The sequence below is a fragment of the Methylotenera sp. genome (genome assembly GCF_029946165.1).
GTDB lineage: Bacteria > Pseudomonadota > Gammaproteobacteria > Burkholderiales > Methylophilaceae > Methylotenera.
On the sequence record NZ_JAQSDZ010000022.1, the window covers coordinates 1 to 26,185 of the forward strand.

General features: G+C 38.7%; 23 protein-coding genes and 2 pseudogenes. 10 read left to right on the forward strand and 15 right to left on the reverse strand.

Features of this window, described 5'->3' with window-relative positions; translation table 11 throughout:
* Positions 1 to 111: 111 nt before the first annotated feature.
* The 3 genes from PSV17_RS11260 to PSV17_RS11270 all read right to left on the reverse strand — a co-directional run bounded on the left by PSV17_RS11260 (position 112) and on the right by PSV17_RS11270 (position 4,891).
* Positions 112 to 936: a hypothetical protein gene (locus PSV17_RS11260; RefSeq protein WP_300482656.1), complete on the reverse strand. Its 825-nt coding sequence runs from the start codon at positions 934 to 936 to the stop codon at positions 112 to 114.
* 71 nt (positions 937 to 1,007) lie between these two features.
* On the reverse strand, positions 1,008 to 4,583 hold the full coding sequence (locus PSV17_RS11265) for a TaqI-like C-terminal specificity domain-containing protein (RefSeq protein ID WP_300482659.1): 3,576 nt from the start codon (positions 4,581 to 4,583) through the stop codon (positions 1,008 to 1,010).
* 167 nt (positions 4,584 to 4,750) lie between these two features.
* A complete protein-coding gene (locus PSV17_RS11270; RefSeq protein ID WP_300482661.1) occupies positions 4,751 to 4,891 on the reverse strand; it encodes a hypothetical protein in 141 nt (46 codons plus the stop codon).
* 569 nt (positions 4,892 to 5,460) lie between these two features.
* Between PSV17_RS11270 and PSV17_RS11275 the strand changes: the two genes are divergently transcribed.
* From PSV17_RS11275 to PSV17_RS11285, 3 genes are all read left to right on the forward strand, one after another.
* Complete coding sequence (locus tag PSV17_RS11275) at positions 5,461 to 6,513, forward strand: hypothetical protein (protein WP_300482662.1); 1,053 nt, start codon at positions 5,461 to 5,463, stop codon at positions 6,511 to 6,513.
* A complete protein-coding gene (locus tag PSV17_RS11280) occupies positions 6,514 to 7,428 on the forward strand; it encodes a hypothetical protein (RefSeq protein ID WP_300482664.1) in 915 nt (304 codons plus the stop codon). It begins immediately after the preceding gene.
* A gap of 264 nt (positions 7,429 to 7,692) precedes the next feature.
* A complete protein-coding gene (locus tag PSV17_RS11285; RefSeq protein ID WP_300482892.1) occupies positions 7,693 to 7,929 on the forward strand; it encodes a type I restriction-modification enzyme R subunit C-terminal domain-containing protein in 237 nt (78 codons plus the stop codon).
* Here the strand turns inward: PSV17_RS11285 and PSV17_RS11290 are convergent.
* The 5 genes from PSV17_RS11290 to PSV17_RS11310 form a co-directional block, all read right to left on the reverse strand.
* Positions 7,926 to 8,780, reverse strand: coding sequence for a nucleotidyl transferase AbiEii/AbiGii toxin family protein (locus tag PSV17_RS11290; protein WP_300482666.1), 855 nt, complete (start codon positions 8,778 to 8,780; stop codon positions 7,926 to 7,928). The genes PSV17_RS11285 and PSV17_RS11290 overlap by 4 nt on opposite strands.
* On the reverse strand, positions 8,767 to 9,837 hold the full coding sequence (locus PSV17_RS11295; RefSeq protein WP_300482669.1) for a type IV toxin-antitoxin system AbiEi family antitoxin: 1,071 nt from the start codon (positions 9,835 to 9,837) through the stop codon (positions 8,767 to 8,769). Before PSV17_RS11295 ends, PSV17_RS11290 begins: the two co-directional genes overlap by 14 nt.
* Before the next feature lie 597 nt (positions 9,838 to 10,434).
* The gene (locus PSV17_RS11300) at positions 10,435 to 10,962 is read right to left on the reverse strand and encodes a hypothetical protein (protein WP_300482672.1); all 528 of its coding nucleotides are present in this window, start codon (positions 10,960 to 10,962) and stop codon (positions 10,435 to 10,437) included.
* Between the two features lie 41 nt (positions 10,963 to 11,003).
* The gene (locus PSV17_RS11305; RefSeq protein WP_300482673.1) at positions 11,004 to 11,309 is read right to left on the reverse strand and encodes a HigA family addiction module antitoxin; all 306 of its coding nucleotides are present in this window, start codon (positions 11,307 to 11,309) and stop codon (positions 11,004 to 11,006) included.
* A gap of 13 nt (positions 11,310 to 11,322) precedes the next feature.
* A complete protein-coding gene (locus tag PSV17_RS11310) occupies positions 11,323 to 11,601 on the reverse strand; it encodes a type II toxin-antitoxin system RelE/ParE family toxin (protein WP_300482675.1) in 279 nt (92 codons plus the stop codon).
* Positions 11,602 to 11,795: 194 nt separating this feature from the next.
* On the opposite strand from PSV17_RS11310, the gene PSV17_RS11315 reads away from it, so the two are divergent.
* Both PSV17_RS11315 and PSV17_RS11320 read left to right on the forward strand, forming a co-directional pair.
* Positions 11,796 to 12,935 (forward strand): alkene reductase, encoded by a 1,140-nt coding sequence (locus tag PSV17_RS11315; RefSeq protein WP_300482677.1) that lies wholly within the window; start codon positions 11,796 to 11,798, stop codon positions 12,933 to 12,935.
* A gap of 40 nt (positions 12,936 to 12,975) precedes the next feature.
* Positions 12,976 to 13,185: a dodecin gene (locus tag PSV17_RS11320; RefSeq protein ID WP_300482679.1), complete on the forward strand. Its 210-nt coding sequence runs from the start codon at positions 12,976 to 12,978 to the stop codon at positions 13,183 to 13,185.
* A 78-nt stretch (positions 13,186 to 13,263) separates the two neighbouring features.
* Here the strand turns inward: PSV17_RS11320 and pqqA are convergent, their stop codons facing one another.
* On the reverse strand, positions 13,264 to 13,335 hold the full coding sequence (pqqA, locus tag PSV17_RS11325) for a pyrroloquinoline quinone precursor peptide PqqA (RefSeq protein ID WP_300482896.1): 72 nt from the start codon (positions 13,333 to 13,335) through the stop codon (positions 13,264 to 13,266).
* Positions 13,336 to 13,578: 243 nt separating this feature from the next.
* Between pqqA and PSV17_RS11330 the strand changes: the two genes are divergently transcribed.
* Entirely contained in the window at positions 13,579 to 13,896 is a 318-nt protein-coding gene (locus PSV17_RS11330; protein ID WP_300482680.1) for an EF-hand domain-containing protein, read from the forward strand.
* Positions 13,897 to 13,984: 88 nt separating this feature from the next.
* On the forward strand, positions 13,985 to 14,674 hold the full coding sequence (locus PSV17_RS11335; protein ID WP_300482682.1) for an SDR family oxidoreductase: 690 nt from the start codon (positions 13,985 to 13,987) through the stop codon (positions 14,672 to 14,674).
* Positions 14,675 to 14,721: 47 nt separating this feature from the next.
* Here PSV17_RS11335 and PSV17_RS11340 read toward each other — a convergent pair.
* A pseudogene (locus tag PSV17_RS11340) lies at positions 14,722 to 15,845 on the reverse strand (GNAT family N-acetyltransferase).
* A gap of 97 nt (positions 15,846 to 15,942) precedes the next feature.
* Positions 15,943 to 16,536, reverse strand: a complete 594-nt coding sequence (locus PSV17_RS11345; protein ID WP_300482684.1) for an EF-hand domain-containing protein — start codon at positions 16,534 to 16,536, stop codon at positions 15,943 to 15,945.
* A 325-nt stretch (positions 16,537 to 16,861) separates the two neighbouring features.
* Here PSV17_RS11345 and ompR point away from each other — a divergent pair, with 325 nt between their 5' ends.
* Positions 16,862 to 17,584 (forward strand): two-component system response regulator OmpR, encoded by a 723-nt coding sequence (gene ompR / locus PSV17_RS11350; protein ID WP_300482686.1) that lies wholly within the window; start codon positions 16,862 to 16,864, stop codon positions 17,582 to 17,584.
* 90 nt (positions 17,585 to 17,674) lie between these two features.
* A complete protein-coding gene (locus PSV17_RS11355) occupies positions 17,675 to 18,946 on the forward strand; it encodes an ATP-binding protein (protein WP_300482899.1) in 1,272 nt (423 codons plus the stop codon).
* 27 nt (positions 18,947 to 18,973) lie between these two features.
* Here the strand turns inward: PSV17_RS11355 and PSV17_RS11360 are convergent.
* From PSV17_RS11360 to PSV17_RS11375, 4 genes and pseudogenes are all read right to left on the reverse strand, one after another.
* A pseudogene (locus PSV17_RS11360) lies at positions 18,974 to 19,672 on the reverse strand (EAL domain-containing protein); the annotation flags it as partial.
* Positions 19,673 to 19,684: 12 nt separating this feature from the next.
* Positions 19,685 to 22,378 carry a PAS domain-containing protein gene (locus tag PSV17_RS11365; RefSeq protein WP_300482689.1) on the reverse strand — a complete coding sequence of 898 codons (2,694 nt, stop codon included), beginning with the start codon at positions 22,376 to 22,378 and terminating at the stop codon, positions 19,685 to 19,687.
* A gap of 119 nt (positions 22,379 to 22,497) precedes the next feature.
* Entirely contained in the window at positions 22,498 to 23,904 is a 1,407-nt protein-coding gene (gene cysG, locus PSV17_RS11370) for a siroheme synthase CysG (RefSeq protein ID WP_300482691.1), read from the reverse strand.
* 58 nt (positions 23,905 to 23,962) lie between these two features.
* On the reverse strand, positions 23,963 to 24,550 hold the full coding sequence (locus tag PSV17_RS11375) for a phospholipid scramblase-related protein (RefSeq protein ID WP_300482693.1): 588 nt from the start codon (positions 24,548 to 24,550) through the stop codon (positions 23,963 to 23,965).
* Between the two features lie 203 nt (positions 24,551 to 24,753).
* Between PSV17_RS11375 and miaB the strand changes: the two genes are divergently transcribed.
* Positions 24,754 to 26,124, forward strand: coding sequence for a tRNA (N6-isopentenyl adenosine(37)-C2)-methylthiotransferase MiaB (gene miaB, locus PSV17_RS11380; protein WP_300482696.1), 1,371 nt, complete (start codon positions 24,754 to 24,756; stop codon positions 26,122 to 26,124).
* Positions 26,125 to 26,185: the final 61 nt, after the last annotated feature.

Sequence of the window (26,185 nt, forward strand, 5' to 3'; positions counted from 1 at the left end):
CCCTTGAATTAATGCACTCAAACTGCATTTACACAGAATTATTTACAGGCTCAAAGTTGCAGCTGATGTACTGATGGAAATTGCCTAGCCATGATCTGAGTTAATATAAAATTAAATTTCTGGGTCAAAAGTTTCATCTTCAAAGTAATTAATAATTGTGTAAACTTTTGGCTCATCTCTAACTGTTTGCACACGAACATCAACAAGATAAGCTAACTCATTCCAAGGCTTAATAAATCTAGCATCACCTTTCAACATCGCTTTTTTGACTGCATTATTCTCAAAAATAACCTTAACTGGTTTTTTTGAAATACTTTCAATTACAGCTTTATCACCTGTGTGAGATTCATCATCAAATTTTGTTTGATACCAGTACATAACTCTTTTTGCCTGAAGGTGGTCATCTGGTTCATTTAAGCTTTCAATTCTTCTTTTAATTGAGTTTTGTGCAGCATTTGCTTGCTCTGAATTAATATAGAAATTGTTAATTACAGTGCCACCATCAGAAACTGTAAAGTTTAGCTGTGAGCCATTATCTTTTGCTATTGGTTCAAGTATGCAATTCCATTGCTTTAAATCTTGCTTTGATACTTCAATAGGGGGCTCATTAACTTTACCTAGCAACCATTGAAATGTTGATGATGCTTGACTAGTCCACTCAACGAGAGAACCACCAGACCAAAGCAATGGAACTACTGGCATAGCTTGGGCAACCAATTCAATAATTATTGAACCAGTGCGAACTTCTTTAATGAATAATTCTGAATTTACTTTATAGCTATCGTTTGTGTCATTCTCAATAAACTTTTGATATTGATTTCCTATTGAAAGAAGAGACAAACTCAAGTCATTTAATTCTATTGGTTTGATATTATTGAATTTTATTTCAAGTTTATTTTTAAGATCAATGTCTGATAAATCAATTTGATTTTGCATATTATTCCGTTCAATCACTCAAATAAAAATTCAATTAAATATCAAGCTATCCTGCTATCAAATATTCAAGATCACACTTCTAAATCAGAATTAAATCCATATAACCTACTGACGATTTTTTCTACAGAGTCCTCTAATTCCTGTGTTTCAATTTCAGCTTTTTTATTTTCTAAAATTTGACTAACTAGAGCAATGATTTCTTTTTGGTCATCTTTGCTTATTATTGGTATAGGAAGTCTTCTCAACTCGCCAAGAGTTGTTTGTCTAAAGTCATCCTTACTAGCTATTGCCGATAACTTCAAATAAAGTGAGGAGATAAATTTACTAGCTAATATTCCTAGTAGATAAAATGTATCAAACCGATCATCAATACATATAAATGGATTTATGTCTTTTTTAAATACAAGACTTTCATTGCAGTAACCAACACTCAATCTATCTTGACGGTTTATTATTCTTCTTATTAATAATTTTGGTTCGCTTTGATAAAATTGTTTAAGTGAATGTTTGTCTTCTAAGCTGGTATAAAATATATCTTCTTTAATCAAAATATAGTTATACACATTACCTTTATTTAGAAAGGGGTAAATTTGACAACTATCAGAATTCTCAACACTTTTATAAGCACTACCAGATAACCCTTGTGTAGATTTTGTAATTTCGCCCAAACTTATAAAATTTGGATTACTGATAGCCTTTATCAACTCAGCAGCAGATTTATCTAAAACAATTTTATAGTCTGGAGAGTGAATTAAATCAGAATCAATATTTACGAAATTTATATTTTCTAATGAAGTTATTTTATCTTTTTTATTAAAGTTATAAATTTCGTAATCAGTTTTTACAGCTTTCTTAAATACATAAATACTTGTGTCAACATAGGCATCTTCAAAAATATTAAATGGTAAGTTAATGATTTTATTAACTGATAACTCAGAAAATATATACGACCTAAATTTTGTAAAATTTTCTCCAGTTAACCATGTTTGTGGTGCTATATATGTTAGTAAGGCATTCGCCTTCAATATTCTCTCTGCTTGAACAATAAATAATACGGATGATTCATATTTTCTTTCGAACTGAGTATATTTACTTTTAAAGTAATCTCTATGGCTTTCACTAAACTCTTCAATCGCAATGTATGGTGGATTCCCAATAACCAAATCAAAACCTTGATAATCTCCTTCATCATTTAATATTTCAGGAAACTCAAATCTCCACTCAAAAGCATTTTCATAAATTTTGTTACTTTTGATTTGATCAATTTCTGTACTAGCCTTGTCTATTTGACCTTTCAAATCCTCAAGTTTTTGTTTTCTTAGTTTTCTCTCTTTTACAGTATCATCAAACAATGATGACTGTCCTAATAAGTAGCCATACTCATTTTTCAGTTTATCTAGCTTTTTTATTTTTGGATCATTGCTGTATATTTCAATTCTAAAGTTTGATTTTATTTCTTCAATCAACTTTTCCATATCTCGCTTTTGTTCTTTACTTATCGCATTCCGATAAGTATTCACAGCAGTTTTATAGCCTCCAATAGTTAGTTTAGATTTTTTAAGTGCATCTTTTAAATTAGAATCCAGATCAAAACGACTTATTAATGAATTGCCACACTTAATATTTATATCTATGTTTGGAAGAGTTTCTAAATCTTCGCTATTTTTATAATAAGCATTTTTGAGCAATTCAATCCACAACCTTAATCTGCAAATTTTTACGGAATTAGAATTAATATCTACTCCAAATAAGCAGCTTTCAATTATTGTTTGTTTCTCATGAAATACTGCTTCTTGTATTCGCTGGCTTTCATTGTTTGTGGGCTTATATTCAAAAAACTCACCATCTTCATCTGTAATAATCAGTTCGTCATTAACAACCTCTACTTGATATTCTTTTAATCTTTTTCCAGCACGATCAAGCAATACCTTTAAATCACTTTTGATTGCGATAATTTCATTGAGTGCAGAAACCAGAAAGTGTCCTGAACCTACTGCTGGATCGCATATCTTTATGCTGTTAATGATTTCATTAGCTTCTTTTCTATCTTCTATCTTGTCATAAAGCTCATCAAAGGTTTTACATTCCCATTGTTTAGCTTCATTAAACTTCTGCACTACTGCCCTACGAATCGTTTCACGACTCATATACATTGTGACGAATCCAGGAGTAAAGAATGAACCATCTTTGTAACCATTTATTTTTTCAAATATCAGGCCAAGCACTGAGGCATTAATTAATGCTTTATTTTCTTCTTGTATTTCTTCACTACCTTCACTTGCAAAGTCATAGGCATCTAAGAACTCAAACAAATATTCAAGTGTGCTGAGTTCCCCCGTTCGCTTTTTACCGTTTTCATCTTTAAGCACTGTTGATGAAATAATAGGTATTTTCTTTTCATCTCTTAGATTGCTAATGAAAATGAATTTATGCTCAATATCAGTTGGTTCAAATAACGAACTGTTTAAATATGGAACTTTGCTAAATTGATTTTGTGCTTCGCTTTTTCTTTCGCCACTCTTTTTAGCCAACACCTGAAAAAACAAACTATCCAAGTCATCAAAGTTTGCGATTTTTTTATGATTCAAAAATGCATATGAGTTATTGCCTTTGTTATATGAAAGCAACTGAGCTTCAAGCAACTTGAGAAATAAAATACGATTAATCCATGTGATAACTAACTCAAGTCCGACATTAAATAATCTTTCTTCTTTATTAGCTCCGAATTTTGCTGGATTATCTATAACGGCCAACTTATCTTTTGCTTCAATTTGCTCTATGGCATTTTCAAGTAGAGATCCAGAATCTCTTTCACCTACATTTTTCCTTTGAATAAGTTTTTTAGAACCCTCTTTAGTTTCAGCTAGTCCAATAATATGTAACAGTTCTGTATAGAACCGCTTATCTAGACTATTACTGTCATTGATAAATGGAAGCTTAAGTAAGTGTTCAGGTGATAAAAGTTTAAATAGTGCGATTAATTTGTTATCGTCTTTTTTGTCTGCATTTCGAAGAGGTTTTTCATAATCACGAATATCAAAGTAGGTGAATTCAATCTCTGCTGTGATGGCTGCAATCGCAGGTTGAGCTACTTCCTTATAGAAAAAATCAGTGTTAGTGCCTGACAATCTTCCAGCTTCAAAGTCATTAAATTTAGCAACCAATGCTTTGTCTTGGGCAAAGTGTTTTTCAAATATCACAGCATCAAAAATAAACCATTCATTAATGTTGGTTGCAACCAAACATTTCACTTCTAGGTTTTTGTGAGTAATTCGCTCACGAAGATAATAAAGCACAAGCTCCTGAAAAGCTTTGAAATTGATATTGTCTTGCCTAAGCATTTCCACTTTGTTAGTAGGTTTTTTTGCCTCAACAATAACACCTACGGTATTTTTAGCATCTTTGCCGTTGTGTATAACAAGATCATTTCTACCTTTAGTGTTAATAAAGTAGTTAGGGTCATAATAGGATTTTTTGAGAAAATCAGAAACGAGGTTTTTATGGAACTCTTCTGATTCTGTATCATTGGTTGCATCAAGTAAATTAGTGAGATTGGCTTTGAATTTCTCAATCTCAATGCGATTGGGTTTAACTTTCAGAAAAGCCTTGTTTATAGAGCTTTTAGGGGTTATTTTTATTAAAGGCACTGACTTATCCCTACTAGTTAAATTATTCTAAATTTTTATTTTCAACTTGATTAAGTATATCTAACGACATTTATTTTCATTAAATTTAGTATAAGCTGGTTTTCAATACATTTCTAATGGCTTTTTGCTAGTTAATTTAAGCCACACTGTCAAAGTGTGTAACTGTGCTAGTTTAGCTTATCAAGCTCTTCAAATACCACTTCCATTGTCTTGACCTGACCCTGCTCTATTTGGGACTGCCCTATCTGAAGGATTTTTAGTAGGGCAATGGTTTGTTCTGGCAACCTCTTATCTTCTAAAATTTCCATTATTATTCTCAAATTAGATACATGTTCATAATATGCCATGATTTTCACTATAAAGCTTCACCCAAGTCTTATTTGACTGTTAGTTTTGCATGATTAACACACAAACCTTATAGTAATTCTTTGAAAATTTTTTATTCAGAAAAATCGTTTTTGATATGCTAAATTTCAATAACTAAGGAGTATTAGTCCTGTGCACACACCCCTTACCTATGTCTGATACGGTCTGCTACAAAAAATCTTAAAAAGGACATTTATAGAAAAAAGACTTAAAATTAAGTATATGATTTATAAGGTATTTTTTTTATTTTTTGATCCCATGATTCATAATCCTGGGGTCGAGGGTTCAAGTCCCTCTTTCCCACCAATAAAGACGCCTCATTCGAAAGAATGGGGCGTTTTTCTTTGTGCTTATTTCTCAATTAGTAGCCATCTAGTAGCCATAATCATGATATTACTTTTCACTAACTCTTTAAGCAAGTATAAAAAAGAACAACTACAAAATATTTCTAACAGTTTAAAGTCAATTTAAATTAACATTGACCATAGTTTAATTTATCAAGAGGTAACCAGTGGCTAACCAAGCAAATACAACATTAACTATTTTTAGTATTGATAAAGACTCAGTAGTGAGCGCAATTGTTGCAACGGGCAAAGCCGATTATAGATTCGCTCTAGAAAAACTAACACCTTTAGTCAACAGACTAGAAATCCAGAGAAGAATACAAAACCCACGTTTTTATGATCGTCTAAAGAAAGATATATTAGCTGGTTGCTTAATGCCTCCTATTACAATTGCTTTCATTCATCCAGATCCTAACTCATTATTTTCAGTTAATGCCTTTCAAAGGTTTCTTGATACAAATATATCAGAAGGGTTCGTACTTGATGGTATACAAAGACTTTCAACACTACAAAGAGCAAGTCAAGAGTTACCATTAGTATCAGAGTTCCCTTTTGACCAATCCATCTTTATAAATATATTAGTCTGCCAATCGATGGACAATTTGCTTTATAGGATGATTACACTGAATAATGGTCAAAAGCCAATGTCAACTAGGCATCAAATAGAGATATTAAGTGCAAATCTTTTTGATTTTTCAATAGAGGAAACAGATTTACTAACCGAAAAAAGTGCTAAACGGATAAAACCTGGGGTATTTGGTCTTTCCGACTTCGTACTAGCATACATGGCGTTTTTGAGTCATTCGGTAAATATAGACTCGCAGAAATTGATTCAAGAAAAACTGGATGATCTTGTCGCAGGTAAAATATTAGAGCGCAGCCCAGAAGATGGTGATCTTGAGTATAAAGATGTAATAGAACTCGTAAAGAAACTATCAGCCTCTTCAATCCTAGACAAATGGTTTAGATTAAGTAACAATTTTATTGGATTCAGTTCAGAAATAAGAAACTCATATAACTTCCTAAAAGATCTAGATATCTCTACGTTTGAAGAGTCAATTGAGCAGTTTGAAATTTCGTTCAAAGAGTTTGATGTGTCAAAAATTAAACTTGGTAAAGCTAGAAGAATTGCAGTTGCATATTTTATTAAAAATTTAGAGTCATTAGCAAATCGCTCATCTAGTGTAATTACTGATAAATTACTTGATGTAATTGAATAAATGTCGCTACAAATAGATAGTTATTTTTCAATAGTGGAGTCGAGTGATATAGCTCCTGTATTACCACCATTACCAATAACTCAGCAAACAATTCTCAATATAGGCTCTAATAGTTCCGAAGAGGCAGCTTTAGTGAGACTTCTTATTGGATCCGTTAGTTTTTCGCATACTTCATCAAATAAAAACATATCTCAACGTATAAATCATTCGATTTATGGCTTACCAAAAAATAATAAAATCAATGAACTTACAATTAAAAATAAACTATTAAAAATTGATATCAGTCATACAGCACTCGATCATTATCTGAGAAAAAGCCTGAGGCAGAAAGAGTTTTATAAAACTTTATTGCTAGAGACATTGCATTACTTTCATAGAAGAAAAAAGAGTGAAGAGTGCATGGCATTCTTGCACTTATATCGCTTCATGGAACGTGTTTCCTTTTCTTTTCCGCTAGCATATGCTTCTGCTTCCAAAGACTACTTAGGGGCATTTGATTCTCTTAAAGATTTTTTAGGGGATAGTAAAACAGAACTGCCATTTTTTAATCGATTCGCTGAATCAATATTCGATGATGTAATACTGGACAATGCAACCGAATTCTCATTTCCTGCACTAACTATTGAAGAACAAAGAAAAGCTGTTAATAGCTTAGACAAATGTTTATTTAGCAAAGAGAATATAGAGTCTAAGACTGATCAATCAATCAGAATTAAGAATCGAGGAATGTTAGATCTCATAATAGGCGTTAGGAATAGATTTTTTCATCAAAACTCTAGTCACAAAAACAACTTATCGCTAATTGATGTACCTATGCCAGATCTATTTTTCCAAGCAATTAACGAAAAAATGTTTGCTTGGTTAGCTTTAATATATTTTGAAGTACTCAAACAAAAAATAAACGCAATCTATTAAATTATCGGTACTTAAATGTACTTTATATCTAGTCTAAAGGACTCGGTCGCAATCCGCTCCGTGCGCCGCTTGCGCGTGCGCGCGGTGCAGATTGCGACCTCTCCTAAAATGGCGTTGGTAAAGGGTTATTTTCGTTCGGCAAGTATCTAAAAAAGATCATAGCCGTATTACGGTCTGTTATATAGAGGCTGTTATCTTTTGTAGCCTCCATCATTAAAGTAATGTCAAAACGCACATAAAGCTCTTGCACGACTTCTGCGATTGTTGCTGCACTCGTTTATTCAGACAGGCAGCCTTAAAGCTGACCAGATGACGTTTATTAACAACATTATTAGCTACCTCACCCAAAACGACATGATTGATAATGATATGTTGTTTAAGCCGCCGTTTACGCATATTCACCAAGATGGTTTGCTGGGTGTGTTTGATGACATTGGCGCGAAAAAGGTGATTCAGTTGGTGAGCGCGGTGAATGAAAATGCGCTGGTGAAAGTTGGTTAGTTTCTCAAACCGTTAGTAAAACTTTTTAGCAAGGCTTCAGCCTCGTTTAAAGCATTTTCATTACCTGTTAAAGACTTAGCCATCTGTAATATTAGGTTTTCTTTTTTGCTTTCAATAAGCTCAGTCATTCTTTCAATGGTGCTTTTATAGGCTATCGCTGCGGCATCATAACCAAGTAGCCAAGCACCCATCAGCTCTGGGTTGTAATCCAAAGACTCCAAAACCTCTGGTTCTAGCACTTCGTAGATTCTGTCTGCGTTACCAGCTTCATGATAAGTGCGAAGTAGTGTCAGCAAATCTATAGCGTCTTTATTTTCAGTGACTGTGCCTCGCTCTGACCACGCAAATATTTTCAATACTGCCAACCCAGCCAGCGAAACTACTTTAATAGTCAAATTGGCATTTAGCTCTACCAATAGTGCAGACTCAAGCGCCTCTTGATAACCGCTTACACTTATCACCACATCTAGCTCTGGTGGCCACGCAATCATGTTGTTATCATCCTGCATTTTACCAAAGGGGATAATATCTACAACAAAACCATGCTCAATTAAACTGGATTGATAGAGTAACCTTTGCTTAACTTTTGGCAGCTCTCTAAACTTGCCTGTGGCGATTAAGCTTTGCTTAATTTGGTTAAACTGATCCCAACTTTCAACGGCAAATGCAAAATCAATATCGCCCGTTGCGCGGCCTGGGTTTAAGCCGTGAATATTTTCTAGTAATATCACTTTTGCCTGTGCGCCAACTAGCAACAACTCTAGCCCCAGCGCTTTGCTTACCGCGTTTATTTCACGCACAATTTCAACTGTAAGTTCGCCAACTGGCTTAATAGGTTTAATTGTTTGCATGTTGAATTAACTTGTCATAAATCATTTTTGCCGTTTCTAAGTTACGCGGGTCATTGCTTGCAATGAGGTCTGCATAAACCAGCAAAGTGGGTACAACCTCTGGCAAAAAGTCTGCACCATCAAAATCCCAAAAGGCTACTAATAACTCAATATCGCCTTTAGGGTCTGGCACAAGCCTGTTTTCTACAATCAGCTTATTCATGTTTTTTTTCAAATCTTTGCCATGTAAATACAGCGTGAAAAAATTTGGCTTTAAGTAATGAGTCAGTTTGTCGGCAGCGACTTCACCACCCCATTGCGCTGCATAGTTTTTAACATCTAGATGCTTCCACCAGTCTAGGTTGTTTGCTTTAAAGCGTCTTGGGTTTAATTTAGGGCGCAATTTAATAGGGTAGTTTGTCACCCATTCTTGAATAAGCTTCTCTTGCTGAATGATTACACGATTGTTTTTCTTACCATCCCCAAGCGTCATTGCTCTTGCGGCTAGGTCATTAAATCCCCAGCCAACTGCACCTAATGCAATGCCTGCCACTTTAGCGATTTCACGGTAAGGTGCATTTAGCATTTCAGCGTTACACAGCAGCGCAAACACCATACGCAAATTAGTCGGCGTAAGCGCTTTGTTGCCTTTGAAGTAGTTCATCGGATTATTTTGCTCTTGAACTAGTTTTTGCCCTTTTATTAATACAAAAAAGCCAGGCTCGTTAATATAAGCATTGCCAGCTAAATCAATAAAGTTTAAGCCCAACTCTTTACAGTTATTTGCAGCAGCTTCTGTCAGCTTGGGCGCAATAAGTAATGGCGCTTTGTTAAACTCTTCTAACTGGTGTTTAACTTGGGCAATGGTAGCAAAGCGATCTACATTCTTAACCTCAACTACAAACTTGTAATTATTATTGTTATATGCAATATTGATGTACGCATCTGCACGCGCATGCGTAGCTGCTGGCTCATACTGAGTAACCTCAATATCTAACCCAGCAGTTTGCCTCAGAGCTTCTATTGCCCGATCAAGCATCTCATTTTCTTTTATATTAGCCAATTCCATTTTGTTCATTTATTTATTTTGTTCACGTTACGTGAACATTACATTAAGTTGAACATTGCAGTCAACATTTTTGTTCATTTATTTTAACTGTTCACGTAACGTGAACATATTTAATTAATGAACAACTGTAAGTTACTTAATATATTTAAAACACATATTAGGGTTAAATTAATGCTGAAGATTCGGCAAGGCTTTGAAGAGTATAAGATGTTTGGGGGTAACTAAATTCCACGAAACTACCAAACCCTTTTAAATAAGGGCTTACAGGAGTTAGTTTAGTTGACTCTTTTCCACCAATCATGTTGATTCAGGGAGCTTAATGCTTAGGAACCCAGTAACGCTTACGGTTAGACTGATGATGCACTAGATAGCTTTTAGTAAAGTATTCACAAATATAGCTTGCGATTCCTAAGCATTGGCGCATAGGATCTTTAGACTGTCTCTTCTGTTGCTTAATATCTACATTACCGAGCGCAGTACTTCCCTGTTCATAACCTTTGTCACCTTATGCAATTTTCCAGTCTCGGTATATCAGCACGTACAAAACCATTGATTACTGCGTAGATACCCAAAGACTAAGTAAATCTTAATTTTCAGAGTAAAGTTTTAGTTGCTAGGCGAAGATTGAGCGCTTGCCCATTGCGCCTCGAAACTCTTTTTTGCACGGGCATAGTCATTGCCGCATTTCATGAGATCTTTATTATCATTAGAGGATTCACAGCCCTTTGCAGGTTTATAGTAATCATCCCATGCCTGTACTTTTCGGTTTTTGTCGTTGATCGCATTGGTAATAACAGCCTGTCTATTTTGCTCTAGCTGATACTTGGCAACCTTTTGCTGATAAGTTTTTTCCTCTTCAATTCTAGTGCGTTCATCCTCAGCAGCTTTAGCACGTAATTGACTAAGCTCCATAGCTCTTTGCGACTCTGCATTCATAACGACAATTTGCTGGTTAAAGTTATCCAACACTTGCCTGATCTGCCACTCTACATAGACGGCTCTAATAAACCATGCCATTAAAATAGCAGCAAGTACGGCTAGAAATATCTTAAAGGGATCAACTTCACTCGATTCTCTTTTGTCAAAAAATGCCTCTTGCCGATAGTCTCTTATTTCGTCTGGATCTAGTTGCAATGTTTACCCCTGTTTTTATTATTTTTAGAAATGAAATTTTTTTAGGCTTTTAGTAGTGCCGCAGGTTTTACCTTTGCATTAAATTTACTTCTTGCTTGCCATAGATCATAAGAGGCTTGTTCTGCTAACCACAAGTCGGCGCTACCACCGTTCTCAACACCAAGCCATTTTTCGATACGCAAAGCCATTTCAGGTGAAATAGCGGCATGCCCGTTCAATACACGTGACAACGATGGGCGTGCAACACCTAGCTGATCAGCCGCCTCAGTCACGCTCAAGCCAAGTGCAGGAAGAATGTCATCCCGTAAAGTCTCGCCAGGGTGTGGCGGATTGTGTATTTTGCTCATATTTAATTCCTTTCTAGTGATAGTCCTGATAATCCACCAGAACTGCATCTTCGCCATCAAAAATAAAAGTCATTCGCCAGTTACCGTTTACAGTAACGGAATAATGCCCAGCTAACTCACCCTCTAAAGAATGAAGTCTCCAACCTGGTAAGTTCATATCCGCTGGTACTTTTGCATTGTCTAAACGCACCAATTGACGGCTTAATTTAGAAGCGTGATCGGGTCTTATTCCTGCCTTGCTTCCACTCTCAAAGAAATCTTTGAGTCCTTTATGTCTGAAAGTTTTAATCATTATTTATTTTTCAATTTTGTTTAATGTAATGCGTAACGTTACAGATGTCAATTTATTTATACCCATTCAATATGTTAGCTGCCGCACAGTTTATAAGCTAAGTTGATTGTAGTATTGGTAATAAGCCTGACACATTGTTTTGCAATTATTAGGTCTGATTCAACAATCTATTATGTAACTTTACATAGGAAAATATGCTTTCATATAACTCAGAGGTCTCTGACTTGTTTATGCCCTTTCAATTTGGGCCTTATAAGTTAAGTAACAGAATTGTTATGGCGCCGCTCACGCGTAGCCGTGCACAAGTGGGCGATGCGCCTAGCTTGCTTGCAGCTGAATATTATGGTCAGCGCTCCACGGCTGGGTTAATTATTGCAGAAGCCACGCAGATTTCTGCACAGGGCAAAGGTTATGCATTTACGCCAGGTATTTATAATAATGCGCAAGTAAAAGGCTGGAAATCAATCACTGACACTGTGCATAAGGCTGGCGGCCGCATCTTTTTACAGTTATGGCATGTAGGTCGTATATCGCATCCTTCCTTACAACCTTCTCATGCGTTGCCTGTTGCACCTTCGGCAATTAAGCCAGAAGGAAAGGCATTTACTGAAGAAGGCTTTGTGCCTTTTGTTACTCCACGAGCTTTAGAAACTAGCGAAATAGCCGGCATTGTTGAGCAATATCGTCTAGCTGCGAAAAATGCGCTTGCTGCAGGGTTTGATGGCGTAGAAATTCATGCCGCTAATGGTTATTTGATTGATCAGTTTTTACGTGATAGTACCAATCATAGAACCGATATTTATGGTGGATCATTTGAGAATAGAGCCAGATTCTTAATGGAAGTGACCGCTGCAGTTGTTTCTGTTTGGTCTTCTGAGCGTGTTGGGGTTAGATTGTCACCTATCAGCCCTGCAAATGATATTAGCGATAGCAACCCTGCTCCGCTTTTCCGTTATGTTGTAGAGCAACTCAATACATTTAACTTGTTGTATTTACATGTTATTGAGGGTGCGACTGGCGGACCACGGAATGTCGACAAAGGCTTCAACCTACAAACGCTTAGAAAACTATTCAATGGTATTTATATTGGCAATAATGGGTATAACAGAGGGATGGCTATTTCGGCACGTCAGGAAAATCTAGTGGATATGGTTGCATTTGGACGGCCATTCATTTCAAATCCCGACTTGGTTGCTCGTCTTAAACTTAATGCACCTTTGAACAAACTTGATGCTGATACGCTTTATGGTGGTGGCGCAAAGGGTTATATTGATTATCCTTTTCTTAGTAAACAAAAAGCTACAGAATTAGAAACCACTGAGTTAATAGCGTAGTATTAACAAAGCATCATTAATAAATCAATTGGAGAACGCAATGTCGAACCATACTTACAAAATTATTGAGCTAGTGGGGTCTTCTCCCACCAGTACTGACGATGCAATAAAAAGCGCCATTAACAAAGCTTCTCTTACACTTAAGCATTTGGAATGGTTTGAGGTAGTTGAAACTCGTGGGCATATTGTAGAAGGAAAAGTGGCTCACTTTCAAGTCACAATGAAGGTGGGCTTTAGAATAGAAGATTGATTTTGTTAACTTGTATTAATGCCAATAAAAAAGCCCGGTGATTTCCCACCGAGCTTAATATGCAAATCAACTGATTGATTACTTGTTCATTACGTACATTGTTACTTCAAAGCCAAAACGCATTTCTGTAGCTCCTGGTGTTGTCCACATGATTAGGTATCCTTTTTAGTTTGGCGATTCACAATGATTCGCTCCATGTGTTGCATTATGAGCGCCCTCTCGAATTCTGCCCTATGCGCTTAGCTTAATTGTGCCTAGTGATTTTGACTAAATCACTAGGCATAATTAAACATTTGATTCGTTTGGACTGCTGATTGTTAATCTAAAATGAACGCCAACACATACGCAGAGTCTACCTACGTGTACGATTATTATTCAAAAAAAGGATATTGTATGAAAACTTTAAAAATTATAGCAATGGCGGCTTTGACATTGGGCTTAACGCAAATGGCATACGCTGATCACCACGGTAAAGATGGTATGCATGGCGATCGCTCTCATGCCATGGAGAATGCCGATACCAACAAAGATGGAGCAATCAGCCACGACGAATTCACCGCAGCACATCAAAAGATGGCAGAAACTATGTTTACTAAAATGGATGCTAATAAAGATGGGAAAATCGATAAGGCTGAACGTGATGCAATGAAAGAAAAAATGGGTGACCATTGCAAAATGAAAGGCCACAAGATGGATGAAATGGCTAAATAGCCTGAATCATAGAGTAAAAAAGCCACAGCTTAGTTTGTGGCTTTTGTATTTTTAGGCGCGTTAACAATATTTATTTGAGGATTTAGTAATGACTTACCAAGTGTTAATTACAGGTGCCAATCGTGGCATTGGCTTAGAGTTCACAGAACAATATGCACAAGATGGCTGGAACGTACTTGCTTGCTGCCGTGACCCTAAAAAGGCTAGCGTTTTACAGGTGCTGGCAAGCAAACATGCCAATATTCGTATACTGCAATTAGATGTGGCAAATTTTGCACAAATAGATGCGCTAGCTTTGCAATTAAAAGACGAAAAAATTGATGTACTAATCAATAACGCGGGCGTTTACCCTGAAAGTAGCTTGAAGAATGCAAATACAGAAGACTGGTTAGATGCATTTAAAATTAATAGCATTGCACCATTAAAAATGGCGACAGCTTTTACTCCACACATTGCAAATGGCGAGCTTAAAAAGATAGCGACGCTTTCTAGCAAAATGGGCAGTATGAGCGACAATACTAGCGGAGGTAGTTACATTTATCGTAGTACTAAAACTGCGGTTAATATGGTGATGAAAAGCCTCTCAATAGATGTTAAACCCGCAGGCATTGCCGTGGCAACTTTGCACCCAGGCTGGGTACTAACCGATATGGGCGGCAGCAACGCATTGATAGGCACCAAAACAAGTGTGACAGGGTTGCGTCAGGTGATCGAGAATTTAAACTTGAGCAATACTGGAAAATTTATTGCTTATGATGGTAAAGAAATTGCTTGGTAAAACAAAAGATTGTCACGTTAATAAATCAATGACAATATTAACAAAACCTATTGCGCTTTAAACGGTGCGCGCTCTTCAAGCTCGTTAGTATATGCGGCAATGCCTTGCGACTCTTGTGTGACAAATGCCTGAATCGCATGCGCAAAATCAGGTTGCGCAATTTTGTGAAACGAACAAGTTGAACGCGGCTTAAACCCTCGTGCTAACTTGTGCTCACCTTGCGCGCCACCTTCAAAGAATTGAATCTTTTCTTCGATACAAAATTCTTGAGCTTGGTAATAACATAGCTCAAAATGCAAATTGGGCACATATCTCAAGGCACCCCAATAGCGGCCATAGAGCGTAGTTTGATGATAAATATTTAGCGCGGCGGCAATCGGCTCATCACCCAAATACGCCAATACCAGCAAAATGTTTTGCGGCATAGTCCGACCAATTTGCTGAAAAAATGCGGGCGTTAAATAAGGAGTTGAGCGATGCTCAAGGTAGGTGTTTTCATAACATTCATAGAAAAATTGCCATTGTTCTGGGGTAATGTTTGCGCCTTTGATGCGTTTACATTCCACTCCCGAAGCGACCACCTTTTACGTTCTTGATGAATCTTTTTACGTTTATCGTGGCTGAGCGTGCGTAAAAAATCTTCAAAATCTATAAAATTATCGTTTTGCCATCTAAATTGCACACCATTGCGCTGTAACCATCCTGCTTTTTCTAATGCAACTGTAGAAGCATCATCAGGAAAAAGCACATGCATCGATGACAATTGATGTTTGTGCATGGTTTCAGTAAGCGCTTCTAACATTAGTGCTTGTATTTGGGAACTTTCTGCAATAAGCCTTTGGCTAGTAACAGGGGTAAATGGAATCGCTGAAATCAATTTAGGATAGTAACTTAAGCCATTGCGCTCATAAGCTTCTGCCCATGCCCAATCAAAAACGTATTCACCATAGGAGTGACTTTTGATATAAAGCGGCATTGCACCCACTAACCTGCCATCATCATGCACTAGCATTGGATAAGGCTGCCAACCTGTGCCTTTACCAACTGAGCCTGAACTTTCAAGCGCACTTAAAAACGCATGGCTGAGTAATGGCATATCACCCGCTAAGGCATCCCAACCATGGGCATCAAGCTGCTCAATACTATCGGAAATTTCTAAGATTAAACTCATTAATCGCTATTCTTATTAATTGCTATTTAGTAGTGCTAAGAAGTGAGAAAGCTGGCTTTGGAAAATAAATTTGTGCTCAGCTTAAATAGTTTGGTAGCTAATAGGTGCGCTTTTTGGGATTGGTAGAAGCTTGCTTATTTTTAGATTTAGTTGCTAATGAAGCCTCTGTTGCTTGCTGTTTTTGCAATTCAAGGTTAGCTTCTGCTGCGCTTCTGCGTTCAGCGGCGCGAGATTGCGCATCTTCGAGTTCTTCTAATGAAATAACACCATCTTGATTGGTATCCACTTGACTAAAAAGCCTTGCGATTTGTGGTAACTTTTCTGTCGCTTCTTGCCTATCTATAGTGCCATCATTATCATTATCAGCATCTAAAAAACGTTCTTTTAGGCTTTCTTGCATGATGCGTCGACGCTCTTCAATTCGATCATGATCTTGGTCAACCGATTTGGCATAATCATCTAAAGCCTTACGGATTTTTTCGCGATTCTCTGGGCTGAAATTAAGATTTAGTGTTTGCCGCATTCCATCGCCAGCGCCCTCTTCACCAAGGACTGGCTTTTCAACTGTACCCACTGCAATAAAGTTTGTTTTTCCCGCAGCATTAACATCCAACGATATTCCGAAGCACACATACATTGCAATGCACGTGTGTTTAACTGTTAAAATATGTTTAGGAGTGAGTTTAATCAATGCGCTAACTTTATAATTAAGTCGAAAAAACGATTTAGCTTTAGCATAATCGCATCATAATGAAGTACGATTGTTAACTGATTGTTTCATTGAACATTGAAATTGTAATAAATTGTAACGCATAAAATGGACACTTATTCACTATAAATCTAAATTGATTTGCCCGATTTAATTTCAGGCTTTATTTTAAATTGACACAATATAGCTTACACTTTGTAATGGTTTAGTATTTTGACTTTCGACAAAGTAATAATAAGCTTAGTTGCATAATATTGCGATTGAAAGTCAAATTCAGTTAACAAATAATAAACGCGGACTAAATACTATGATTGATCAAAATAAAAAAATACTAGTCGTTGATGATGATGTGCGCTTACGTGAATTATTACAACGCTACCTGACTGAGCAAGGCTTCACAGTGAAGGTTGCTTCTGATGCTAAAGAGATGGATGGCGTTTTAGCAGCAGAATCTATTGACCTGCTAGTGCTAGATTTAATGCTGCCTGGAGAAGATGGATTATCCATTTGCCGCCGAGTACGGGGCACCGGCACTTTGTTACCCATTGTGATGCTGACCGCGCGCGGCGATGAAGTTGATAGAATCATCGGCTTAGAAATGGGTGCAGATGATTACCTACCTAAACCATTTAATCCACGCGAATTACTCGCTAGAATCAACGCAGTGATGCGTAGACATGAACGCTTACAACCAAGCGCGCCTGCTGTAAATACAGAGAGTGTGACTATTGGTGATTTCGTGTTTAATGCGTCTACACGCTCGTTGAGCAAAGAAGGAGCTTCTGTCACTATTACCAGTGGCGAATTTGCCTTGCTGAAAGTATTTGTGGATCATCCACGTCAACCCTTATCTCGCGATAGGTTAATGCAACTTGCGCGCGGACGTGAGCTAGATGTATTTGACCGCAGCATTGATGTGCAAGTATCGCGTTTACGCAAATTAATTGAACCTGACGCAGCGCATCCACGTTATTTACAAACCATGTGGGGCTTTGGTTATGTATTTATTCCTGATGGCGAAGTTGACTGACGCCAACGTTAGTTAACACTAAGGCTAACAAACCTAAGATTACTCAGTTTGAAATTCAACTTTCTACCTAAAACATTACTCGCAAGAGGGATGTTGCTCATTGCTTTTTTATTAGCTATTGGACAAATCGCCTCCTTGCAGATCTTTGAGTATTTTGAACGCGAGCCTCGCGCGGAAGCTACTGCGCTTCAAGCGGTTACTGTGGTGAATTACACTCGTGCCTCACTAATCGCTTCGCAAGATAATCTGCGCCTAGCTTTGCTGTCTGAACTAACGGGTAAAGAAGGTGTACGCGTTTATTACGCGGACTTTATGGAGGACATTGAACCTCTACCTCCTGATCCATTTATTAATATGGTCGCTGAAAAGATTAGAGAGCGGCTTGGCATAGAAACCATTATTACCGTCAATCACTATGGTGTTCAGGGGCTGTGGGTCAGCTTTAATATCGGACAAGATGATTTTTGGGTAGTGATTCCAAAACTGCATGTTGAACGTCGCTTTCCATGGCAGTGGCTAGGCTGGGGTGCGCTAGTACTAATGCTGTCACTGGCAGGGGGTTACTTTATTGCCTTGCGTATTAACCGACCCATGCACTTATTAATGAATGCCGCGAATAGGCTTCGTAAAGGCGAACAGCCTGAAAAGTTGCCCGAAGGAAGTTTTGCTGAATTGCGCGAGGTGAATGAAACCTTTAACAAAATGGCAGATTCTTTGGCTGAACTTGATGCAGAAAGAACCTTAATTCTTGCCGGCGTTTCCCATGATATTCGTACACCACTTGCAAGATTACGCTTAGCTGTTGAAATGCTACCTGATAAAGATTGTGGCAGCCTAAAAAATGGCATGATACAAGATATTGCTGACATGGATAATATCATTCATCAGTTTTTAGATTTTGTAAAAGGGGTCGAAGGCGAACCTACACAAATGATTGACATTAATGCCTTACTGCAAGCGGTACATGATAGACAACTCCGCGCTGGGCGTGACTTGGTAGTACAGTTAGCTCCCACCTATTTCATTCCCGTTAAACCGTTAGCCATCCAACGCTTGTTGGACAATTTAGTGGGAAATGCTTATGCCTATGGCAAGGGGCAGGTTCGAATAGCTGGTAAAGTGACTGCTGAACATATTTTAATAAGTGTGTTTGATAATGGCCCAGGGATTCCAGAAAGCCATTTACAAAAACTGCTGCGTCCATTTGAAAGGCTAGATACTGCGCGTAGCAATGCTGGTGGCAGTGGCTTAGGGTTAGCCATTGCCGATCGCATAGCCAAATTACATCATGGAAAATTAACGTTAATTAACCGACCAGAAGGTGGATTAGAAGCGAGATTAAGCATTCCGATTAAAAGTTAATTAAACTCAAAACACTCATGATGCGCATTAATGTGCTTTTAGCTTTAACAACTCATCAAACTGCTCAATTGGCATAGGCTTGCCAAATAAATATCCTTGGAAATGGCGACAACCTTTATTTAGCAGTATTGCTTTCTGCGCCTCGGTTTCAACGCCTTCGGCAATTACTTCAAAACCTAAGCTGCCCGCCATAGCAATAATCGTTTGTACGATAGATCTATCATTGATATCAACAACAAGATCACGCACAAAGGATTGGTCTATTTTAAGTTGATTTAATGGCAGCATTTTTAAATATTGTAAAGATGAATACCCAGTTCCAAAATCATCTAAAGAGAATTGCACGCCAATAGCTTCTAAAGCAACCATAGATGTGACGATGTTATTAACACTCTCGAGCAAAAGGCTTTCCGTCAGCTCTAATTTAAGTCGTTTCGGCTTCACATTGTAACGACTCAGCATAGCTTGAATTTGTGTCACAAAATCTAGTTGGCTAAACTGTTTTACGCTTACATTCACTGATAATGTTAAATTTGCTGTCGATGGATGCTCCTGCCATACTTCAAGTTGAGCGCAAGCAGTTTCGAGAACCCATTGTCCAATAGGCAAAATCAAACCTGTTTCTTCGGCAAGCGGAATGAAGTTTAAAGGAGAGATCACTCCCAGCTCTGGATGTATCCAGCGAATTAATGCCTCAGCCCCAAATGGACGATCTGCTTGATCGACCTGAGCTTGGTATTACAACTGTAGCTGCTTGTTTTCAAGCGCTTTACGAAGCTCAATCTCCAAAGAAGCTCGAGCATTAAAGGCTTCTTGCATCTTAGGGTCAAAGAAACATAAGGTGTTGCGCCCAGTTTTCTTTGCCTGATACATCGAGATATCAGCTTGTTTTAAAATATCCGCTACCAGCGACTGATTTCCGTCAAACATCGTCACGCCGATACTAGACGTATTGTGATAATGATGCGTGCCCAATGAATATGTTTGGTTAAGTGCGGCTAAAATTTTCTCGCCCAATACCTCTGCTGTGGCCGATGCATCTAATAGATTGTCGCTTAGGTCTTCTAATAGGACGACAAACTCATCTCCACCAAGGCGTGCGACAGTATCACCTGCCCGAACATTGTCGGTTAGCCGCTCAGCAACCTGTTGAAGCAATAAATCACCTACATCATGTCCTAGGGTGTCATTTAATGTCTTAAAATTATCTAAGTCTATCAGCAGCAATGCGCCAATTTGAGCAGTACGTGTGCTAGAAGCTATTGCTTGTTTGAGCCTATCATTAAAAAGTTGGCGGTTAGGTAGCTGAGTGAGGAAATCATGAAAAGCGATATGAAGAATCTTGTCAGCAGACGCTTTTCGCTCGGTGATATCAACATGTGAGCCTACATAATGGCTAACGATGCCATCTTTGCTTTTAACCGCGGAGATCGAAAGCAAGTTAGACAATAACTGACCATTTTTATGACGATTTAAAATTTCGCCATGCCATGAGCCAGTCGTATGAATTTGATGCCATATATGCTCATAATAAGCGGTATCTTGCATACCTGATTTAAGCAAAGTAGCAGTTCGGCCCACAGCCTCTTCAGCGGTATAACCGAAAACCTCCGTAAAAGCCTTATTCACTTTGAGTATATTCAATGAAGCATCAGTAATCATCACCGAGTTTTGAGATTCAAATGCTACCGCCGCAATCTGCAAATTAATCTCAGCCTGCTTGCGCTCGGTAATGTCTTGAATAGTGCCATGCAGCATCACGACCTTGCCACTCACATCACATCCGGCTTTGCCTCTTGCGGTTATCCAGCGATGGCTACCATCTGGGCGAACAACCTCAGCATCGCAATCATATGCGGTTCCATTTGCTAGCGTTTCATTGACTGCTGTAGAAAGCAATTTCCAACTTTCCGTAGTAAAGCACTGTTCAATCTGAAGGTAGTCTGCCGGAGGTTGATCAGGATTAAGCCCATAGATTAGATAAACTTCATCCGACCAAACATGAGTATCTGTGATGACATCCCATGACCAATCTCCGATCATAGCTAATCGGTGCGCCTCTTTTAATCGAGCTTCACTCATTTGCAAGCTTTCATTTTTACGCTTCATCTCGGTAATATCTAACGAGATACGGCAAATGAATTCGGCTTTGCCAGATGCATTCAATACAGGAAAAATAGTGGTCATAAAATCACGAAGTTCACCTTCTACTGGAAAGCGCTCCTCTATGGTGTGACGCTTTAAGCTCGCCAATATCATAGCGTCGTTTTGACTAAAGCTATTTGCGATATCCTTTGGGTACAAATCAAAATCAGTCTTTCCTATAATCTCTTTTTCCTCTAGATGATGAATCTTTTGGAAATTAGGATTTGCCAACACATAATGCCCAGCCGTGTCCTTTAGGCTCAGTACCGCAGGGGAGTAATTAACGATTGCACTAAGCTTGAAGTCACGGTCTAACAACGCCGCCTGTGCTAGTTTAAAGGCAGTAATATCACGTGAAATACCAAATAGACCAATCACATTTCCTGCATCATCAAACATGGGGCCTTTGATGGTATCGAAAACCATAGCCTTTCCATTAAATGAAACTACGTTTTCCTCATGACTTTGTGTCTGCAGACTTTCCATGATTTGCTGGTCCAGTGTCATCACTGTTTTAGCTGAACTCTCAGGAAAAAGAAATTGATCGTCTTTTCCCAATATTTCGGCCATCGGTTTGCCAACAAAGTTTGCTGTTGCCTGATTGATAATTAGATAGCGACCTAGTTTATCTTTAACAAAAATGGCATCTCCTGTACCAGACACCGCAACATTCAATAACCTAAGATTCCTTTCAGCTCTTGCGTGCATGCGCAATAAAATCTCACTTGAAATGCTAATGACTAAGCCGCTAAAAATAAAACTTCCCCATTGTATTAAGTCATATTTGTCAGTAATTTCAAGCTTGTTTAAAGGCTCAATTAATAAATAATCTATGCCGAGCGCGCCAAGGACAGTCGCCAAAAGACCAGGGCCAAAGCCGCCAAATAATGCGCTGAGAATAATCGGCAAAATGAATAAGCTCATAAGTGGTCGATGTTCTGTATTCAGCCCCATATTCATGCGCACAAACAACATTAACAAAGTGATAACGATAGCAAATGTGTAGGTGAGCCAAGCAGACCTATTCTCAATGAATGCGCCAGAAAAGACCACATCTTGCAGGCGCTCTTTAGCAGCTTGATCTAATTCAGGCATGGAGCGGAGGGCAAAGAAAAAACCTAACGCGGAAGCTAATACAAAGAAGACACCTTTTGCGGTTGATAACCAGACAATAGAGTGAATATCGGCAAAGATTGATAACAATTGGTCCGATAAGAATATCCATAGCAACCCCAGCACAGAGTAGCTAATAGTGACGAGCAGAATATAGCGATTACGAAGTAACATTATTTCATGCCGATCAAACATTAAGACATGAATAGTACCAGTATAAGTAGATGGTGCAAATTGCTAGGTAAGGGAACTAAACCCCTCAAACTTTCGGTTTACTCTGAGGGAATGCCTGATTAATTTGCGCCGGGTTCAAACCAATTCAAACGCTCACGCAACTGCACGACTTCACCAATTATCGTCAAACAAGGCGCTTTGATTTGCGCCTCTTTAACTTTCGCAGATAAATCTTTTAGTGTTGCTACAACCACGCGTTGCTTTTGTGTCGTGCCCTGCTGAACTACTGCGGCAGGCATATCTGGCGATACGCCATGGGCAATGAGTTGCTCACAAATCTTTTCCATTCCAACCAAGCCCATATAAATCACCACGGTTTGGCGCGGGCGCGACATTGCCACCCAATCCAAATCTAAAGTACCTTCTTTTAAATGACCTGTAATAAACAAGCAAGCTTGTGCATAATCTCGATGTGTAAGCGGAATACCAGCGTAACTAGAAACGCCATTTGCCGCAGTAATGCCAGGCACCACTTGGAAAGGAACGCCGCGTTGCATTAAGGTTTCAATTTCTTCACCGCCTCGCCCAAAAATAAACGGATCACCACCCTTTAAGCGCAGAACACGTTTACCTTCTAACGCCAACCTTGCCAATAATTCATTAATCTCTTCTTGTGGAAGCGTATGTTGATCGCGCGACTTACCTACATAAATGAGTTCTGCATCTCGACGCACCAATTCCATCACTTCTGGGCTGACTAATTTATCGTACACACACACGTCACATTGCTGCATAAGACGCAAAGCTCTAAATGTGAGTAAATCTGGGTCACCCGGGCCACCACCAACCAAATAGACCTCACCGTGATGCTTAGGGTCAGTTTTATCAGACGACTGGTCATCAGCAAGAAGATTGTCTAGCGCTCTTCTTGCCGCCTCATCTTGCCCAGATAAAATACGCTCAACAATCGGCCCTTGCAGTACGCCTTCCCAAAAGATACGGCGTTGCTGTGTAGTCGCAAATTTCGCCTTAACTTTATCTCTAAATTCACCAGCGATTTCAGCAATACGGCCATAGCTTGCTGGCAACATGGTTTCAATTTTTGTGCGGATATAGCGCGCCAATACTGGAGCATTACCTTCACTTGAAATGGCAATCACAATAGGTGACCGCTCTACAATAGACGCCATGGTAAAGGTGCATAAAGCAGGAGAATCCACCACATTTACTGGAATATTGAGCGCCATTGCAGCAGCTGAAACAGCCGTATTAACCGCCACATCATCAGTAGCCGCAATCACCAAACAAGCACCATCTAGCTGGCTTGGCTCAAAATTGGCATTGATATGATTGATTTTCCCGCCACTAACCAAATCACTTAACTCATGACATAGTTCAGGCGAATAAAGCACCACCGCCGCATTCGCTTTAAGCAACATGGTCACTTTACGCGCAGCTACATCACCACCGCCTATGACAACACAACGGCGTTGAGTGATATTAATAAAAATTGGAAGTGCTTGCATGCCTAGCCTTTATTGCCTTGATTAACTAAATATCTTATTTGATAATACGATGAATCACTTACTCTTTTAACACCATATCGATGCACAACACTGCGGCCATAATCAGAACGCGAGCCGTATCATTTGCAGCAACACTATTATCAATGGACAGCATATAATTGTCTGCACTGGTAAACAGCTCTCTACCCATACCAGCCCATTTTTTTGAAACGTTAGCGAGCTCTTTTTCGCCTTTCAAAAATCTAAAATCCCAGCTTGTCCACTTGCCTTGCAAAGTGCAAATCACGGTGCCTTGAGCATCTAACACATCAAATTTACCACCAATCGAAAAGAATTTACGGCTGAATGTACCAGCTAATTTTCCCAACTCGTCAAACACTTCTACTCTGGAATCAAATATAGAAAAGCCGCGCTTTACGCTTAAAACATTGTCGCCATCAGGTGTGCGAACTTCTACATCAAACGGCGTCATGCGTTTGTAATCGGTAAAGCGAAAAATTTTGGTAAAAATACCAAGATTAGGCTCGCGGCACTCTAAAACTTTTTGATTGGTGCTAGGGTCATAAATATCGTAATTGTTAGCCGCTTTAAACATTCCAACTTGTTCTTTAACAAAAAATAGATTGTTACGAAGTACCGCGTGCATAGATGACCTTTAGAATTTTTATGTGATTTAACTTAAACGTAATTTTAATGGATTAAGAACTTAGCGCATACTTAAATCGTTAGCCGCAAATTGACAGGCTAAGGTAATTAGCACTAGGCTTAACAAAATGCGTTAAAATTATGCTTTAAAAAATGCTAGAGGCTATTGAAAAACTGCCTTGAAAACCAATCTTGAAACCTGCCTTGAAAACCACTGAAAATAAATTAGATTTGCTCACGCCCACTGGCAATTTACCCAAAAAAGTATTTATTAAAACTTTTGGCTGCCAAATGAATGAGTATGACTCATCACGCATGGCCGATATGCTCAATGCGACTGACGGCATGGTGGAAACGCTCACGCCTGAAGATGCTGATGTGATATTGCTCAACACTTGCTCAGTACGTGAAAAAGCTGAAGATAAAGTATTTAGCCACCTTGGACGTTTTATCCCACTTAAAAAAGCCAACCCAAACCTAGTGATTGGTGTAGGCGGCTGTGTGGCAAGCCAAGAAGGTGACAACATCATCAAACGTGCGCCTTATGTAGATGTGGTATTTGGCCCACAAACATTGCATCGCCTACCTGAGATGATTAAAAATAGTCAGTCTAGCGGCGCTTCTCAGGTTGATATTAGCTTTCCTGAAATTGAGAAGTTTGACCATTTGCCGCCACCGCGCATAGAAGGCGCCAGTGCATTTTTAAGCATTATGGAAGGTTGCAGTAAATATTGCAGCTTTTGCGTTGTACCTTACACACGCGGTGAAGAAGTCTCGCGTCCGTTTGAAGCTATCCTAACGGAAGCCGCACAACTGGCTGAACAAGGCGTGAAAGAAATCACCCTACTCGGGCAAAACGTGAATGCCTATCGCGCGCAATACAATGACTTAGAAGCTGATTTAGCCCTGTTGATTGAATTCATCGCCGAAATTCCGCAAGTCGAGCGCATACGCTTTACCACTAGCCACCCAAATGAAATGAATCAGCGATTAATCGATTGTTTCGCTAACATTCCAAAACTAGCCGTGCAATTGCATTTACCCGTACAAGCTGGCAGTGACCGCGTGCTGATGGCCATGAAACGCAATTACACTGCGCTACAATTTAAATCCAGCATACGCAAACTGCGTGTTGCAAATCCAAATCTTACTTTCACTTCAGACTTTATTGTAGGCTTTCCAGGGGAGTCAGAAGCTGAGTTTGAAGCCACGGCAAAGCTCATGCAAGACGTAGGTTTTGATTATAGCTTCAGCTTTTTATATAGCCCACGCCCAGGCACACCTGCTTCTTACTTAGCGGACGAAACCTCGCAAGAAGTTAAATTAGCGCGATTAACAAAGTTACAAACCATTAACGAAGAATTGGGCAAAAACATCAGCACGCAAATGCTAGGCACGGTGCAACGCGTGCTGATTGAAAGTACATCGTGGAAAAACGCCAATGAGCTAGCTGGCAAAACCGATAATAATCGTATTGTTGATTTGGTAGGCAGCGAAAACTTAATTCACACCTTTGTTAACGTGCGCATTACCGATGTTAGCAACCCAAAACGCTTACGCGGCGAAATAATTTAAAAACACCTCTACAGTCACTCCCGCCTTCGCGGGAATGACGAATTGGAAATATAATCATACA

Bases quoted from the DNA above. Each gene is read 5' to 3' on its own strand.
- PSV17_RS11375 (WP_300482693.1), bottom strand. From the start codon at position 24,550: ATGCACGCGGTACTTCGTAACAATCTATTTTTTGTTAAAGAACAAGTT.
- PSV17_RS11295 (WP_300482669.1), bottom strand. From the start codon at position 9,837: ATGAACAAAATGGAATTGGCTAATATAAAAGAAAATGAGATGCTTGAT.
- PSV17_RS11355 (WP_300482899.1), top strand. From the start codon at position 17,675: ATGTTGCTCATTGCTTTTTTATTAGCTATTGGACAAATCGCCTCCTTG.
- PSV17_RS11270 (WP_300482661.1), bottom strand. From the start codon at position 4,891: ATGGAAATTTTAGAAGATAAGAGGTTGCCAGAACAAACCATTGCCCTA.
- PSV17_RS11280 (WP_300482664.1), top strand. From the start codon at position 6,514: ATGTCGCTACAAATAGATAGTTATTTTTCAATAGTGGAGTCGAGTGAT.
- PSV17_RS11365 (WP_300482689.1), bottom strand. From the start codon at position 22,378: ATGTTACTTCGTAATCGCTATATTCTGCTCGTCACTATTAGCTACTCT.
- PSV17_RS11330 (WP_300482680.1), top strand. From the start codon at position 13,579: ATGAAAACTTTAAAAATTATAGCAATGGCGGCTTTGACATTGGGCTTA.
- PSV17_RS11315 (WP_300482677.1), top strand. From the start codon at position 11,796: ATGCTTTCATATAACTCAGAGGTCTCTGACTTGTTTATGCCCTTTCAA.
- ompR (WP_300482686.1), top strand. From the start codon at position 16,862: ATGATTGATCAAAATAAAAAAATACTAGTCGTTGATGATGATGTGCGC.
- PSV17_RS11305 (WP_300482673.1), bottom strand. From the start codon at position 11,309: ATGAGCAAAATACACAATCCGCCACACCCTGGCGAGACTTTACGGGAT.
- PSV17_RS11310 (WP_300482675.1), bottom strand. From the start codon at position 11,601: ATGATTAAAACTTTCAGACATAAAGGACTCAAAGATTTCTTTGAGAGT.
- PSV17_RS11320 (WP_300482679.1), top strand. From the start codon at position 12,976: ATGTCGAACCATACTTACAAAATTATTGAGCTAGTGGGGTCTTCTCCC.
- PSV17_RS11335 (WP_300482682.1), top strand. From the start codon at position 13,985: ATGACTTACCAAGTGTTAATTACAGGTGCCAATCGTGGCATTGGCTTA.
- PSV17_RS11290 (WP_300482666.1), bottom strand. From the start codon at position 8,780: ATGCAAACAATTAAACCTATTAAGCCAGTTGGCGAACTTACAGTTGAA.
- cysG (WP_300482691.1), bottom strand. From the start codon at position 23,904: ATGCAAGCACTTCCAATTTTTATTAATATCACTCAACGCCGTTGTGTT.
- PSV17_RS11260 (WP_300482656.1), bottom strand. From the start codon at position 936: ATGCAAAATCAAATTGATTTATCAGACATTGATCTTAAAAATAAACTT.